This is a genomic window from Bdellovibrio sp. BIS2 (assembly GCF_055398295.1).
Map to the genome: position 1 here is coordinate 1,304,929 of NZ_AP035879.1, position 15,521 is coordinate 1,320,449.

General features: G+C 51.5%; 13 protein-coding genes. 8 read left to right on the forward strand and 5 right to left on the reverse strand.

Annotated features, from left to right (window positions below; all coding sequences use genetic code 11):
- Positions 1-64: 64 nt before the first annotated feature.
- Positions 65-2,656 (forward strand): PAS domain S-box protein, encoded by a 2,592-nt coding sequence (locus ACZ520_RS06315; RefSeq protein WP_464127785.1) that lies wholly within the window; start codon positions 65-67, stop codon positions 2,654-2,656.
- Here ACZ520_RS06315 and ACZ520_RS06320 read toward each other — a convergent pair.
- Genes ACZ520_RS06320 through ACZ520_RS06330 form a run of 3 tightly spaced genes read right to left on the reverse strand, consistent with a single transcriptional unit; the run spans position 2,653 to position 6,112 of the window.
- Positions 2,653-4,791, reverse strand: coding sequence for a hybrid sensor histidine kinase/response regulator (locus ACZ520_RS06320; protein WP_374032506.1), 2,139 nt, complete (start codon positions 4,789-4,791; stop codon positions 2,653-2,655). The two genes, ACZ520_RS06315 and ACZ520_RS06320, sit on opposite strands and share 4 nt — an antisense overlap.
- A 50-nt stretch (positions 4,792-4,841) precedes the next feature.
- Positions 4,842-5,561 (reverse strand): pseudouridine synthase, encoded by a 720-nt coding sequence (locus ACZ520_RS06325; RefSeq protein WP_374032507.1) that lies wholly within the window; start codon positions 5,559-5,561, stop codon positions 4,842-4,844.
- Positions 5,558-6,112 (reverse strand): YaeQ family protein, encoded by a 555-nt coding sequence (locus ACZ520_RS06330; RefSeq protein ID WP_088565687.1) that lies wholly within the window; start codon positions 6,110-6,112, stop codon positions 5,558-5,560. Before ACZ520_RS06330 ends, ACZ520_RS06325 begins: the two co-directional genes overlap by 4 nt.
- Positions 6,113-6,191: 79 nt before the next feature.
- Between ACZ520_RS06330 and ACZ520_RS06335 the strand changes: the two genes are divergently transcribed.
- Both ACZ520_RS06335 and ACZ520_RS06340 read left to right on the forward strand, forming a co-directional pair.
- Complete coding sequence (locus ACZ520_RS06335; RefSeq protein WP_464127786.1) at positions 6,192-6,866, forward strand: glycerophosphodiester phosphodiesterase; 675 nt, start codon at positions 6,192-6,194, stop codon at positions 6,864-6,866.
- Between the two features lie 65 nt (positions 6,867-6,931).
- A complete protein-coding gene (locus ACZ520_RS06340; RefSeq protein WP_088565685.1) occupies positions 6,932-8,212 on the forward strand; it encodes a trans-sulfuration enzyme family protein in 1,281 nt (426 codons plus the stop codon).
- Here the strand turns inward: ACZ520_RS06340 and ACZ520_RS06345 are convergent.
- Positions 8,209-8,832, reverse strand: a complete 624-nt coding sequence (locus ACZ520_RS06345; RefSeq protein ID WP_416481030.1) for a hypothetical protein — start codon at positions 8,830-8,832, stop codon at positions 8,209-8,211. The two genes, ACZ520_RS06340 and ACZ520_RS06345, sit on opposite strands and share 4 nt — an antisense overlap.
- 182 nt (positions 8,833-9,014) lie before the next feature.
- Here ACZ520_RS06345 and ACZ520_RS06350 point away from each other — a divergent pair, with 182 nt between their 5' ends.
- Positions 9,015-9,629, forward strand: coding sequence for a tRNA-uridine aminocarboxypropyltransferase (locus tag ACZ520_RS06350; protein WP_464127787.1), 615 nt, complete (start codon positions 9,015-9,017; stop codon positions 9,627-9,629).
- Here ACZ520_RS06350 and ACZ520_RS06355 read toward each other — a convergent pair.
- Positions 9,626-11,227, reverse strand: a complete 1,602-nt coding sequence (locus ACZ520_RS06355) for a tryptophan halogenase family protein (RefSeq protein WP_088565682.1) — start codon at positions 11,225-11,227, stop codon at positions 9,626-9,628. The two genes, ACZ520_RS06350 and ACZ520_RS06355, sit on opposite strands and share 4 nt — an antisense overlap.
- 154 nt (positions 11,228-11,381) lie before the next feature.
- Between ACZ520_RS06355 and ACZ520_RS06360 the strand changes: the two genes are divergently transcribed.
- From ACZ520_RS06360 to ACZ520_RS06375, 4 genes are all read left to right on the forward strand, one after another.
- Positions 11,382-12,038 carry a hypothetical protein gene (locus tag ACZ520_RS06360; RefSeq protein WP_464127788.1) on the forward strand — a complete coding sequence of 219 codons (657 nt, stop codon included), beginning with the start codon at positions 11,382-11,384 and terminating at the stop codon, positions 12,036-12,038.
- On the forward strand, positions 12,025-13,662 hold the full coding sequence (locus ACZ520_RS06365; RefSeq protein WP_464127789.1) for a hypothetical protein: 1,638 nt from the start codon (positions 12,025-12,027) through the stop codon (positions 13,660-13,662). The genes ACZ520_RS06360 and ACZ520_RS06365 overlap by 14 nt, the downstream gene beginning before the upstream one ends.
- 114 nt (positions 13,663-13,776) lie before the next feature.
- A complete protein-coding gene (locus ACZ520_RS06370; RefSeq protein ID WP_464127790.1) occupies positions 13,777-14,550 on the forward strand; it encodes a hypothetical protein in 774 nt (257 codons plus the stop codon).
- Positions 14,551-14,666: 116 nt separating this feature from the next.
- Positions 14,667-15,518, forward strand: a complete 852-nt coding sequence (locus tag ACZ520_RS06375; protein WP_088565678.1) for a S1 family peptidase — start codon at positions 14,667-14,669, stop codon at positions 15,516-15,518.
- Positions 15,519-15,521 lie beyond the last annotated feature (3 nt).

The window sequence follows — 15,521 nt, forward strand, 5'->3', positions numbered from 1 at the left end:
ACAGCCTTTTGAGGGGGCGATGACGGTTGCGGGAAGCTCTTTTACCATAGGGTAGGGAGCTTTGATGCCAGCAGAACAGGAACAGAACAATCAACTGTTACGTCGCTATCAGACCATTTTTGATTCAAAAATGGTGGGCATCCTTTCCACGGACATGAACGGTCAGATCCTGGCTGCGAACGACTATTTTTTGGAAATGGTCGGCTATACCCGTGAAGACCTGAAGGCGGGGAGGCTGAATTGGAAAACCCTGACCCATCCCAAGTATCTGGAGCAGAGCCTGAAGGTCGCAGAGCTTCTGAAAACCCAGCGTTCTGTTCCGGTTTTTGAAAAGGAGTATATTCATACAGACGGACATCTGGTGGCGGTGCGCCTGGGTCTGACGATGTTTGAAGACGGCACTGTGATCACTCTGGTTCAGGACATCACGGAACAAAAAGAAAGCGAAAGAAAACTTGAGGAGGCCAAAGTTCTGTTGGAAGAGCGCGTGGCTGAACGCACCCGGCAATTGGTGGAATCAGAGTCTTTTCTGTCGGCCATTTTTGAAAACATGCCGAACATGATATTTGTCAAGGATGCCCGGGATCTGCGTTTCGTCCGCTTCAACAAGGCGGGTGAGGATCTGATCGGTATTCCCCGGTCTGAGCTGATTGGGAAAAATGACTATGATTTATTTCCCAAGGAACAGGCTGATTTTTTTACTGCGAAAGACCGTGATGTTTTAAAGGAATCAAAAATTGTCGACATTCCCGAAGAGGAAATCAACACCACCCGCGGCGTACGTTATCTGCACACGCGCAAGATTCCGGTCTTTGACAAAGAAGGACGGCCTCAGTACTTGCTGGGTGCTTCCGAGGACATCACTGAACTGAAAAAAGCGGAAAGACAGCGCGCCATTCTGGTGAAAGAGCAAATCGCCCGCAGTGCGGCTGAACTTCGTGCCCAGCAGATGGGTTTTTTGTCGGATCTGACCTTCGCCATGACCCAGTCATTTGATCTGGATAATATTTTAAAAGCCTTCACTGAAAAATCGATTCCGACTTTGGCGGACATTTGCATAGTGGATCTGATGGATGAAGAGGGGCTTGAGATTTCCCACACCCAGATCGCCGCCAAGAATTCCGAAGACAGCGACTTTATTCAGAGCTGGCGGGAAAAGTTTCCGATGCGCTGGGACGGCACTTATGGGGCGGCCAGTGTGATTCGATCGCGCAAAACAGAAATCATCAACGGAGTCGATTTGGACCAGTTTTTGAAATCCGCTTTCGGTCCCGAGGCCGCGCTGACGGAACGCCCGATTCATGCGGAAGCCTTTATGACCGTGCCGATCCTGTTGCGGGATGAAAAACCACTGGGGGTTATCAGCCTGATTTCGACCACGCCCGGCCGGCACTTTTCTCCGATTGATCAAAGTATGGCCGAAGAAATTGGCCGGCGGCTGGCGGTGTTGATTGAAAATTCCCGGCTTTATTATCGGGCGCAGGAGGCCAGCCGGGCCAAGACGGCGTTCCTGGCCAATGTCAGTCACGAGATTCGCACTCCGCTGGGGGCGATGCTGGGGTTTGCTGAAATTCTGAAAGAAGATGAAAGTTTGCGCGAAGAACAGAAAGAAGCCGTCGAGACAGTGCTGCGCAACGGGCAGCAACTGCTGCATATCGTGGATGAGATTTTGGATATTTCGAAAGTGGAATCCGAGCGCATTCAGATTGAAAGCATTGTCTTTGATCTGCCGGATCTTTTGCATGATGTGATTCATCTGCTGCGTGGCCGGGCCGAGGAAAAGGGAATTGAGCTGCGACTGCGTCTGGGGTCCTTGCCGCAAAAGATTCAGTCTGATCCCACCCGGCTGCGCCAGATTCTGATTAATGTGATCGGAAACGCCATCAAGTTCACCGATTCCGGGTACGTCGAAATGGAGGCCCGCTCGCGCAACGGCAGGCGCCGCGATGGACATCAACGCATCGAATTCCTGGTCACTGATACGGGCATCGGGATTTCCGCTGAACAGCGAAACAATTTATTTCAACCATTTTCCCAGGCCGACAGTTCCACCACGCGGCGTTTTGGGGGAACGGGGCTGGGGCTGTTTCTGTCCAGAAAACTTGCGCGTCTGCTGGGCGGGGATGTGATTTTGAACACCAGTTCCGCGGGGATCGGCAGCAGCTTCCTGATTTCCATTTTAGGCAAAGAGGTCACAGGGACTCAACGTGTGTATGTGCCAAAGACCTCCACCGACTCCATCCCGGCATCTTCCCGCAAGGTGGAAACCATTCTTGTGGTGGACGATGCCATGGATAATCGGGAACTTTTTAAAAGATTTATCATCCGCGCAGGGATTCCGGAAAACCGCATCCAGACGGCTGCCAACGGGGCCGAAGCTGTGCGCAAGGCGCTGGAGAAACCCTTCAGTCTGATTCTGATGGACATTCAGATGCCCGAGATGGATGGCTTTCAGGCGCTTAAAAAACTGCGCACACAAGGCTATCGTGGACCCATTGTGGCTTTGACAGCCCATGCGATGAAGGGGGATCGGGAAAAATGTCTGGCTGCGGGGTTTGACGGGTATCTGCAAAAACCCCTGGATCGGGCCGAGTTAAAACGTGTGCTCAGTCTGGATTTTTCAAAACAACAGTCTTTGCGTGATGCGGAACTTTAATTCAGTGGCCCTTGCACCCGGGTCAGAATATCGTTCAGCAGGTTCATGTCGACGGGTTTGCTTAAGTATCCGTCGAATCCGTACTCCATCGATTTTTTCTGACCTTCCACGCTGGCTTGCGCGGTCAGGGCCACAATCGGACGGGTGTAACCCTTGGTCCGAAGCTGGGTGGTGGCCTTATAGCCGTCCATGACCGGCATTTTGATATCCATCAGAATAACATCAAAAGGGTTGGCCATGGCTTTGTTGACGGCTTCCTCTCCGTTTTCAGCGGTGTCGACGTCGGCACCTTGCTTTTTCAGATAGCGGTTCATCAGCACACGCAAATCTTCAGAATCGTCCACCACCAGGACCCGGCGGTCTTTCAGGAAGCCGGTTTCCTTTGCGATCTTCACGCGGTCCAAAGCCTGGATCTTGTGTTTGGAAGGGGCCACAAGTTTCAGATTTTGCACCGGTCCGACATTCAGGGAAAGTTCAAAGGTGCTGCCTTTGCCCAGTTCCGAATTCACCAGGCGCAGACGGCCGTTCATCATGCGCGCCAGACGTTCTGAAAGGGCCAACCCCAAACCCGAGCCCTGCACGCGCTGAACCTCGGCACTTTCCCCGCGCACAAAAGGCTGGAACAGGTTTTTTTGAGTGGCCTCATCCATGCCCATCCCGGTGTCTGTCACAGAAATTGTCAGATGCCCGCTGTTGTTCATGTCTGAATAGAAAGCCACGCGCACGGTGATCGTTCCTTCATGGGTGAACTTCACGGCATTGGATAAAAGGTTGATCAGCACCTGACGGAAGCGCACCGAATCCGATTCGATGATTTCAGGGATCTGGGATTCATAGTAAATCTGGATGTCATGTTTTTGATCTTCCAGAGCCGACCGAATGACACTTAAAGAGTCTTCCAGTTCCCGCGCGGGATTCATCGGGGCTTTTTGGATGTACAGGCGGTTGGTTTCAATTTTTGAAAGATCCAGCAGATCATTCACCAAAGAGGCCATAAAGTTCCCCTGGCGGTGGATGGACTGAACATCCCGGCGGCTTTGTTCATCCAGATGCGGATTGCGCAAAAGGGTGTCGGCAAATCCCAGAATGGCCGCCAGCGGAGTGCGAATTTCGTGGCTGGCGTTGGCAAGCAAAACGGATTTTGCATTGTTGGCCGCTTCGTGCAGATCGCGTTCACGGCGCAAAAGCTCTTCATTGCGTTTCGTGGTGATGTCCCAGGCAATCCCAGTGGCACGGTAAGGAACATTGTCGGGGTTGCGATAGAAGCGCCCCTTCAAAGCCACGTGGCGGGCGGAGCCAAAGGTGTCGGTCAAGATCGCCTCTGTATCAAGCTCCAGAGTGGCGTGACGATTTTCTTTCAGCAAAGCTTTCAGTTGTTCAGTGCCATCGGGGAACAACGAGGCATTTCCTTCGCAGTGCAGACTGTCCGTCGCCATGTCCCAGTCCCAGGTCAAAGCATCGGAAGATGCCATGGACATGCGCAGATGTTCTTCATTCTTTTGCAGCCTGGTGTCCATGGTCAGAAGTTTGATGATCGCCTGATTCAGGTTTTTACCCATGACAATCATCAGACCGCAGTACACCATCACCAGCATTCCCACCAGCAGATGATGGGGTTGTCCCGATGTCACATACCCAATTCCCCAACCCAGCATTGCCGGTGCCACCACACACATCATGGCGACTCGTGAAGACACATAAGTGATCATGGCCCCTGCAGACATCGAACACACCAGAAGGGCGGTCAGAATCTGCTGGGTGGTCGAACCAAAAGGCGCCACCAAACCCACCGCCGCCCAACAAAGACCGGAAACCAGCAGCAGTCCGCACATGGCGCGATGCCAGAAGTGAGTTTCATCCACGTGGCGCAAGGTGGGTTTTACGCGTTTCCAGCGATACAACATGGACAGGCGAATCAACACGGAAGTAAGCAGTACCGCCACCCAAGTCAGGGAAAAGGCATGAGATACATTGTTCCAGGAAATATACAGAAAGGCGGCGGCATTGGCGAAAATAACGATCACGCCATTGATGCTTTGGCGATAGATAAGATCAATTTTTCGAACAGCCAAATCCAGGGATTCGTAATTGGAGTTGTTCGATGTGATGGATGGAAGATCCGCTTTGTTCGCCATTTGTCTGTGATATTACAAGGGCGGTGTTTTTTAGGCAAATTGCATCGGCTTCATGTTGGAGGCTGCCAAGAGAACAGCTTATGAATTTGATCCCATTTTTCACACGGCGGAGCCTCAATGACGACGGGTTTTCCGTTCCACGGGCTGTCCATTTCGATCTTGGTTGCCTTCAAACACAGTCCTTTGATGTTTAAAGTGTCTCTGAAGAAGCGATTGTGATGAGAATCACCGTGTTCGATGTCTCCCAACAGCGGGTGCGCAATGCGGTCAAAATGACGACGAATCTGATGCCAGCGGCCGGTCACCGGATGAGCCTGAACCAGAGAGTAGCGTGAAGTCGGATATTTTTTACCTACTGCATAGGGAAGTTCCACTTGTGCCAGACTGTGAAACACCGTTTGGGCTTCGACAATGCTTTGTCCTTCATCGACTTCCAGAGGCAAGTCGATGCTGCCGGACGCGGGCACAAAACCGCGTACCACGGCATGATAGGTTTTATGCATCCGGCGTTCCGCAAAAAGAAAATTGAGTTCGCGCGCATCCTGACGGCTCATCGCAAACAGGACAATCCCGCTGGTCGGCGCATCCAGACGATGCACCGGAAAGACGTCTTTTCTGAACATCTTGCGCAAGTGCCACAGGCAAATGCGTTCTTTGGGAACGGGATACGGAGACAGCTCCGGCGGATGCACAAAGAATCCTGACGGCTTGTCGATCGCAAAAAAGTTTTCATCCTGATAGATGATTTTCAAAGGGCTTTCGCTGTTCATGCGGGATCTTTCAGATAGTACCTTTTAAATTCACTGTTCAGAATTTCTTCGCCGCGGGAGACGGTCAGCGAACCGTCCTGCACCATCAAGCCAAAGCGGAACTCACGAGAGCTTTCTTCCCCCAGGGCTGTCAGAAATTTGTCATCCAACTGCCAGATTTCAATTTTTTCGGGTTGGTGCACATTTTCTTTTTCACAATCGCGCAGTATCTGGGAGGCGTCTTTGTACGTATAAACCTTGACGGCTTGCGCGGCTTTTGAAGCCTTGTGCAGTTTTTTCGGACTGGGATTTCCAATTTCTATCCACAAAAGAGTTCTGCCGCTGGTGGCATCACTGTGGCTGAGGGCTGCGGACTCGGGATCACCCAAACCCTGTGCGGAAAACTCCAGACCCTCGGTAACGTTGCAGGCATAAGCCAGAGCCCGCGTCAGCAAATAGGGCATGGATTCCGACGGATGCATCGCCAGACGGAAATCAAGCTGTTCATAAATACCGCGGTCGATGTCGGAAAGATCAATCCGAAACCGGTACAGTTTGGAGGGTTGTGCCATGGGGCGTAGCATAGGGGTTTTCCGCAGTGAAAGCGAGAAAAGATTGCCCCGAAACAGGTTTTTTTGATTCAATGGCGCCATGAAATTGATGGGACATCGCGGGGCTCGGGACCGGGCACCAGAAAACACTTTGCGTTCTTTTGAGTTTGCTTTGCAATCCGGCGTGGCGGCCGTGGAATTCGATATCCATGAATCCAAAGACGGCGTTTGGGTGGTTCATCACGACGACACTTTGGATCGCACTACCACCAGCACGGGCCGTTTGGATGCCTGCACCTGGGCGGACCTGTTAAAGGTTCGCACAAAAGAGGGCGACCCGCTGCCGCGGTTGGAACAAGTTCTGGAGCTTTTTCAAAATGCTCCAATCCAGTTGCAGATCGAGGTGAAGTCCCCGGGGAATTTTAAAGCTTTGGCGGAACTGCTGAGCAAGAATTTTTTGTCTGAAAAACTGACCGTCATTTCTTTCAACCATCGCTGGCTGCGTGAATTCCGGGATCATTCTTCGATCCGGACAACCTGTCTGCTTTTTGGTTTGCCACTGAATCCCGTGGAAATTATGAAAAGCGCCGGGGCGCAGGGGATTTCCTTAAGCGTGAACTGGATTGATCAGCAACTGGTTTCTGAATGCCATGCGGCGGGATTTACGGTCACGGCCTGGAATGCCAATGACGAAGCGACCTTCCGGAAAATGAAGCGTATCGGCGTGGATTGCCTGGGCACAGACGTTCCATTTACCGCTGCGTCGTGGGCCTGAGAGTAGAGCTTTCCTTCAATTAGAACCTGTGCTCTAGTGATTCCCATACATTTTGTGGGGGTCCCATGACCAAAAAAAAGACGGCCAAATCCAAATCACCGCGCACGCAGGCCATTCACGGTGAGTTCCTTTCCAAATCCTGGGAGTTTTCTCATCATTTGATTCCACCGATGACAGCTTCAACGACGTTCCGTCTGGAGTCGTTGCAACGGGGGGCAGAAGGCTTTAGCACTTTCGGCGCGCAAAAGGGCGAGGAAAAACCGATTTGGATCTATGACCGTCTCGAAGAGCCGACCACCAAAATGCTGGAAGACCAACTGGCTCTTCTGGAAAAAGGCGAATGCGCGGTGACCTTCGGAAGTGGCATGGGAGCGATCGCCTCCACCCTGATGTCACTTCTTTCTTCGGGCCAAAAAGTCATTGCTCATAAAACTTTGTACGGATGCACTTACAGTCTTTTGACGAACTGGTTGCCGCGACTGAATATTTCCACGCATTTGATGGATGTGAATGACTTCAAAAGTCTTGAGCAGCAACTGGCGGACCCTGCCGCGCGTGTGGTGTACTTTGAATCTGTATCCAATCCTATTTTGGAAATCGCTGATCTGGAAAAGATCACGTCCCTGGTGAAAGCGGCCAATAAAAAACGTGGCAAGGATAATCAGATTTACACAGTGGTGGACAACACATTCGCGACACCATGGGCCCTGCGTCCGGTGGAATGGAACGTGGACTTTGTGATTCAGAGTCTGACCAAAAATATCTCCGGCTTCGGTACCGAGATGGGCGGGGCGGTGATTGCTCCCAGAGCGCATGAAAGCATCCTGCGCGTGGCCCGCAAAGATTTTGGTGCGATCATCCATCCGTATTCAGCCTGGCACATTCTGGTGTACGGTATTTCCACCCAAGCCATCCGTTTTGAACAGCAGCAGGCTTCAGCAACGGCAGTGGCAAAATTCCTGGAAGCTCATCCGAAAGTGGCCAGCGTCACTTATCCGGGGCTGAAAAGTCATGCGCAATACAAGCTGGCCAAAAAATATCTGAAATCCCCGGAAGGTCAGTTTGCTCCGGGTACAATGATTTCGTTCCAGCTTAAAGGTGACATGAAAAAGTGTCAGAAGTTTGTCGATGATATCGCCAAGAATTCATACTCGATCACGTTGGCGGTCAGCTTGGGTCTGACAAAAACCCTGATCGAGGTTCCGGGCTTTATGACCCACTCGGCGATTCCGGATGACAAGCGCGGCGACAGCGGTATTGATCCGCGTGCGATCCGCCTTAGTATCGGTCTTGAAAATGTGAATGACATTATTGAGGACCTCAGCGAGGCCCTCAAAAAAATCTAGAACTCGCGGGGAGGACGCTGGGATGCGTCCTTCACATCCAGCATGTAGCTGGTGGCCGTGTCAGAGATCTGGTAACTCATCTCAGGCAGACCGTCGCCAACATGGCAAAGACCGATTTCAAACTCGGATTCAAATTCGCAGTAAATGGTTTTGACTTGTTCAAAGGGAGTGACCGGATCAAGTTCGGTGACATCAGACAGGGCATCGCGTGTCTGCTGGATTTCTTTTTCAGTGGACAGGCTTAAGTTCTGGCTGACCTTGGCATCATTCAAATCCAGATAAACCGAGGTCAGAACATACGGACAGGCGCCACGCTGGCCGGCTGTCGGAACTTTCACCGCATAACTGCCGTCTTCCTGGCGCTGGGCTTTTATGACCAGGGTGCGGTCGTGTCCTGCAGGGCTCATGCGGTCTTCAGCAAACTTACAAACAGAAGCATCCAGCTTTTTATTAAAGGTGAAAGCCGGGGAATAAAAAGCCATCGCCGAGATCTGGGTAGAGACCGGCGCTTTGCCCTGAATCAGATGTCCTTCGGCACTGGGTTGCATGCGGGTTTCCGCAAAGGATGTGGAAGCCAAAAGCAGGGTGATCAGAGCAGGGAAAACAACGGGCAGTTTCATGGTTCATCCTTTGGAAGTGGCTTAAAAATTCATCAAGGACAGGGAAATGCCAAGGCCATGCCATGGTAAAGGGCGATTCAGTTGGAATTAGAGCCCCGCTCAGGGATTTTTTGCCCCATGATTGTGTCAATTTGTTGATCACGGCGGCCTTTGCGGGCAGTGTGAAAAAATAAGGTGAAGAAATGATCCCACAGCGCAAACGTAAAACCAAAGATCCTTGCCCCGAATGTTTCTTGCATCGGGATTTGTGTCTTTGCAGTTTGATACCGCGTTTGCAATCCCGCACCCGTTTGTGTCTGGTGATTCACGCCAAAGAACTGAAACGCACCACCAACACCGGTCGTCTGGCGATCAAGTCTTTGATCAACAGTGAAATGCGGGTGCGCGGGGACAGCCAAGAGGCTTTGAGCCTTGCTGATGTGCTGGTGCCGCAGTACCGCACGGTTTTGTTTTTCCCGTCGGAAGACGCCCGCGAACTGAATGCTGACTTCATGGCCGAAGACCCAAGGCCTTTGCAGTTGATTGTCCCCGATGGAAACTGGCGCCAGGCCAGTAAGGTCAACACCCGCCATCCCGAGATTGCCGGCATTCCGCGTGTGATGATCAGTGCACCCAATAAATCCCAGCACCACCTGCGGGCGGAAACGACCGAAGAAGGTATGGCGACTTTGCAGGCGATTGCGCAGGCCTTTTATGTGGCGGAAGGCCCCGAGGTCGGTGGGGCCTTGATGGATTTGTATCAGGAAAAATTAAAAAGAACCTTGATGGGACGGGGAGTTCTGCCGAAGCCGCCTTAGACGTCGGCTTCCATGATCCAGGTGTCAGTGTCATTGAAGAGCTGCTCCAGAATTCCATCTTCCATCAGATGATCTCCTTTGAACAACTCAAACAAAGACAGTGAACGGCTGGTCAGCTCTTCATAGGACTTTAGCTTGCTGAAGTATTCTTCTTTGCTCATTTCCGGTGCGGTCAGAGGTTTGTGAACCTCTTTTTGCCCAAAGATCAAAGTGTCATAGCTGTAGCTGTTAAACACCAAAGCTTCCGTGGCGGTGAACTGGGAATTGGATCCGAAGTTTCCGGCGCTCAGCGGAGGTCTTTGGTTAAACAGATCCACCACGGTCTGTGCGTTGCCGATATTGGTTTTTTCACGGCAGTGTTTCCAGAATGGTGTATCCAGTTTTTTGTTGAACTTGTAGTGCATGCCCACGAACCAGCGGAAGGTGTCCCAGGTCACGGCAATTTCATTGTTGATACCGTTGATGGAAATCTGATCTTCCAGGGACTTTGGCATCAGACGGCACAGAACATTGATGCTGTGAACGGCGGTCTGAATGGCCGTGGATTCCAAAGGCTCGATGAAGCCATAAGCATTCCCCAGAGAAAACACGTTTTTCACCCAGGCCTGCTTGTGTCGGCCGGAACGGAATTCAACCATTTTGTATTTTTCAAAGTGACCGAAGCGCGCGCGGGCTTCGGCCAGGGCTGTTTCTTCGTCACAGAATTTGGACGAGAACACATAACCATAGTGATCTTCCGTGCGCATTGGAATCTTCCAGCACCAGCCGTTGTTCATGGTGATCACGGAAGTGTAACAATCAACCACGTCTTTGTTCGGCAAATCGAAGGTCAGTGCACGGTCGGTGATCAAAGTGTCGGTGAACGGCATGAACTCGGTCTTGAGGGTCTGGCCCAGCAGCTTGGAACGAAAGCCGGAACAGTCAATGTATAAGTCATAAGAAAGGCTGTGACCTTCTTTGGATTCCAGGGAAGCGACATTGCCCTGGGCGTCCAGTTTGGCTTCATGAACTTCGGCATCAACGATCTCGATGCCACGGCTTTTGACTTCTTTGTTAAGGAAGCGGATCAGGTTCTTGTTGTCGATGTGGTAAGAGAACGGGATGCTTGGCAGGAAGGACGTCAAAGAACCGTTTTTGTTGCGAATGACCGGGATCTTGTTGGCGTTCATCAGAACGGATGGCCAGTTGGAATTTTTGATGTCGTTTTCGTAGTAGTAAGATTCGTACTGGTGACCGGCGAAGAAGCTGAAGTTGAATTTGTAATCACCCGGGCAGCCCCATTCAAAGTGAATACCAAACTTCAGGGTTGGTTCCACTTCGCGGAAAAACTCCACCGGATCGATCTCGAGTCCGCGGTGCAGGAAGGGCACAATCTCAGTGGTGGTGGATTCGCCCACGCCAATGACCGGGATCTTGCTGGATTCAATGACGGTGACTTCCACTTCCGGATGGTACTTTGCCAATGCCAGGGCCGCCAGATAGCCGGCGGTGCCTCCGCCCAAAATGCCGATGGTTTTGATGTCTGTTGGCGGACATTTGGGGAAATTCAGATAGGACAGGTCAAAAGCATTTTCGATGTGTTCGGAGAGTGTTTTCATAGGGCGCTAATCTGCCCGTGAATTCAGTCATTTGCAACTTCAGAGATGGACCGTTCCTGGGCCGGAAAAAACTACCGGAACTGTCTTAAATAAGAACAGTCATTCAGGACCTTCGCCTGTGATATTGCGATCTTGAAATACCGATAAGCCTCCCATGAAGAAAAGTTCCTGGTGGGGGTATCTCACTGTTGCCACGTTGTTGTTTGCTGCCTGTTTCTGGGCAGGAAAAAAAAGCCGGTCGGTTCTGCCACCTTTGCGCGCAGAACTGCCGCAGGGACGGGTGCAACCTAAGTCTTTAAAGCCAGGCCAAGCGGTGGCGGGGGGGGCCTCTATCCCAGAACCCGTGAAGATGGCAACGCCAACGCAATGGCAACCCCGCGCCCTTGAAACCCTGAAGGGGGGCGCCCTGTTTAGCGCGCTCTTTGATAAGAAGGTCTTTCAGAAATTAAATCCGCAGGATCTGCAAAAGATCAGCGGCCTTTTCGCCAAACCTTATCCCCGGGTTGAAAAATTCCATCGCGCGGTGATGGTTGAGCGTCTGGGTATTTTAAAAGCCCTGGGGCAGCAAGCGCCTCTTCGTCGGGCGCCCAGCTCGGTGATGGCGCCGGAGCTTCGCACTTTCTATCGTCAGGTTCTGGAAAATCCGGAAGAAAACTGGATCATCAAACGTCAGGTCTTTCGCAACCTGAAATCCTCCTTAAGTCCCTCGGAAAAACAGGCGTACTATCGTCGGCTGGATTCCCGCGTGGTGGGCTTGTCTGTTAAATCCGAAGCTGAAATCGTCGAGGAGGCCTTGCGTGAAAAGCGCTAAATGGCTTTCCTGGGGCTTGTGTTCATTTGCGATGGTGGCGGGTTTTGCGGGCGGCCGGTGGATGCCCGAGGTTTCGGAATTCAGTCTGGAGCAGGCTTCAGAATCTGTGAGCAGTGTGAATGTGATTGAAAACCTTTCCTGTCCTTCAGAAGAAAGGTACCACGAGCTGGCGCGTAAAGTTTCGCTGGTCATTCCGGAAGGGACGGAAGCCTGTGATGATTCTTACCGTGCAAAGCTGGGAAAGATTCTTTTGCTGATGGATCAACTGCGTATCGAGGCTCCGCCGGATTGGCTGCCCGGTTTTCAGCACGATCTGGGGGACCTGCTGGGCTATGTCGCCAAGAATTCACGCAAGCTGAATCTGGATTTGAATCAGACCGGCTCCATTGCTTATAACATGTCTTCAGAGCAGTCCATCTATCTGGGCGGATACTTCTTTGGTTCTGAACCTTTGGAAGCCATCTCGACCCTGATTCACGAGGCAAGGCATTCGGTCCGTTATTCTCCCAAACATGTTCAGTGCCGTGGTGGGGATATTCCATTTTCCACGGGTGGGTGTGATGCTAAGTTTGACACCACCGAGCAGGATGCCGGGGCTTATTCTTACGAGGTTCTGCTGCAAGCGGGGCTGGCTCTTTACGGCAAAGGTTTGAGTCCGGCCGACAGGGAATACATGATGTCATCGGCTTTGACCGTGTTGGTCAGCCGCTTTAATGAGCTGCCTGCGGAGGTCTCGCAAAAGACCGATGTGCTGATGGCGCTGGGACGCCGAGGGCAGGTTTATGTGGTGGATGCGACAGCAAAAACATTCACTCCGGTTGAAACGAAATTGCGTTCCGCCGGCGAAAAAATTCTTCGTCTTGCATTTAATCCGCGCAACAGCGGTTTGATTCTTTTTTCAAACAAAGGGCATATATACAGTTGGTCCTTCCGGGAAGGTTTCAAGGACTACAACCCCGAACTGATCGGACCGGACCTGCCCGTGTGGGATGCCGCCCGAATCACCATCCCGGGGGAATTTAATCGCACCCGTCACACGTTTAAAACTGATGGCGGCGTCTATAAGGTTTCAAAACTTTTGCCCGGCAAAATGAAGTTTGAACTGGTGGACATGATTCCCGCCAAAGACATCGCCAAGTACCCGGCCTTTGAAAGCTATTTTCTGGCGCAATACGGGGACAGTGTTTTCCTGAGTACAGAAGGGGATGCGTGGCTTTTGGCTCATGATGCCTACCTTTCAGACTGGTTTAAAAAACCGGAAGGGCTGCAGGATTCCCGCGGCTGGCAGCAGGGAACCGGAGGAGTGCTTTACGAGGATCTGTTCCTGCTGACTCGCACAGGCGAATTGCGAGTGGCCAAGTCCTTCTATGAAGAGCTGGATGAATACAACTCGCGCACGACTTACACGACAGAAGCCGTGGACTTTAAAATCCCGGGCCGTTCAATCAAATACCTGCAAGGTCTCAAGATGCATGGGCAACTGAGTGATGAGGGGAATTTATTCCTGCGCGCCTATGGACGGAACGAACAAATCGAGCTTCAGGGGCCGGACATTGTCGATTTTAGTATCGTCCACAATCCGGTTTTAAAATCCCAGGTCGTTCCTAAGATAAGCCCAAAATAGGCCCACGCTCAGTTCTTGGGCAGGGCGGGTCTTGTCAGAATTCCTATATCCGAGCTGACGTCTGTTTTTCGGGGCAAACAATTTGCTTAAATCCTGGAAAAACAGGTGAGGCGCATGAGCAATTTGAAGTTGGCAGGACATTTCAAGTTTCCGGCGGTGTTGATCGCACTGCTGACGGTGCTGTCTTGCCCCGCTTTCTCCCAGTATTCCTGGGATCAAATCGATTATCGGGCAAATCTTTATGAACTGCGGGATTCAGAAATCCGCCGTGGTGACAACATCGATGAATCCAATCGCCAGTTGATGGAAGAAATCCGTAACTACAAGCCCTCCACCAACGGGCGCGCCGAAGGCGTGACCTATGAACAGGCCCTGAAAATCGTGCAAATGACCAATCAGAACGACGTCACCGGCAACCGATCTCATTCAAAGTATGATCCCAATGGCATCCGTGGATTCTGCTTTGGGCGCGCTTTGTATGCCCATTTGGAACTGCTTCGCCATGGTGTCGATGCTCAAGCCATTAAGAAAGTCTTTATAGTGGGTCCCATGAAAAACGGCGTGGACTGGCAGTTCCATGTGACCACCGTGGTTCGCGCCAAGGACAAAAACGGCTGGTATGCCGTGGATACCTTCACCGGACGGCCGATGCTATTGGAAGAATGGTTCTCGCGCTTTACCGGATATTCCACTGATAAAAAACTTCGCATGTATGTCACCCGACCGGCCAAAATCGGTCCGAGCTCGTGGGAATACAATACCAAGCCGGGGGGATTGTTTGATCCCTTCTATAACAGCTATTTCAAAGACATGTTCGAGATGTTCCGTAAAACGCGGGTCAGCTCATCTGAAAAGTTCGTTCAGCGCTGCTCTCAATTGTTCCTGTAATCATTAACTGAAATTAATACTGTCCATCGATTTGACACTGATCAATTCCTAGGAGTTTTCATAACTCTTTGATAGATTTCCCACCGGCGATTCACGCCGTTGTAAGGGGAGTCCCTGTGTTGAATTCTAAGCTGTTGCTGTCATCCTTGCTGCTTTTGTCCCTTGTTGCTTGTACGAAGAATGAAAAAACCAATAGTGTCGAAATGAACGGTCAAGAGACCTCCATTATCGGCGGCGAAAAAGCCGATGCCACGAATCCCGTGACTGCGTCCACCGTGTCTTTGATTTATAACTATCAGGGAATACCTTACTCTATCTGCACGGGCACGTTGATTTCAAAGAATCTGGTTCTGACTGCGGCTCATTGTCTGGTGGATCTTCAGGGCGCAGAGATCTTTGTTCATATGGGTGAAGTTCTTCCGACAACGATTGATGAAACAAAGCTTTTGCGAGTGGCAGAATACGAAACCCATAAAGATTATCACCTGGTGTATGATGACAACGGTTTCCCGGTGACAGGCCGTAACGACGTGGGTTTGATCAAGTTGTTGTTGGATGCTCCGGAAAACGCCGTTCCAGTTCCAGTTTTGGATGAGTCCGTGGAGCTGAAAGCGGGCGAGACTTTGTTGCTTGCCGGCTATGGATTGCTGAATGAAATTGATAACCCGACTCCAGCAACCGGTCTGAACTTTGTGCGTGTGCCACTGGCTAAATTGTGGGAATCCATTCTGGTGACCGATCAGAACAATGCCAAAGGGGCATGTTCTGGTGATTCCGGTGGTCCGGCCTATCTGGAAACTTCCAAAGGACTTGTGGTTGTCGGGATCACCCGCGGACCGCACGATCTGGCGCCAGACTGCCGTCATTTCGGTGAATACACGAATGCCACTATGTTCAAGACTTTCATTCTTGAAGAAGCCGCGGCGATGGGTGCTGACGCCCCCGTCTTTACGACCGAGCGTCAGTAATCC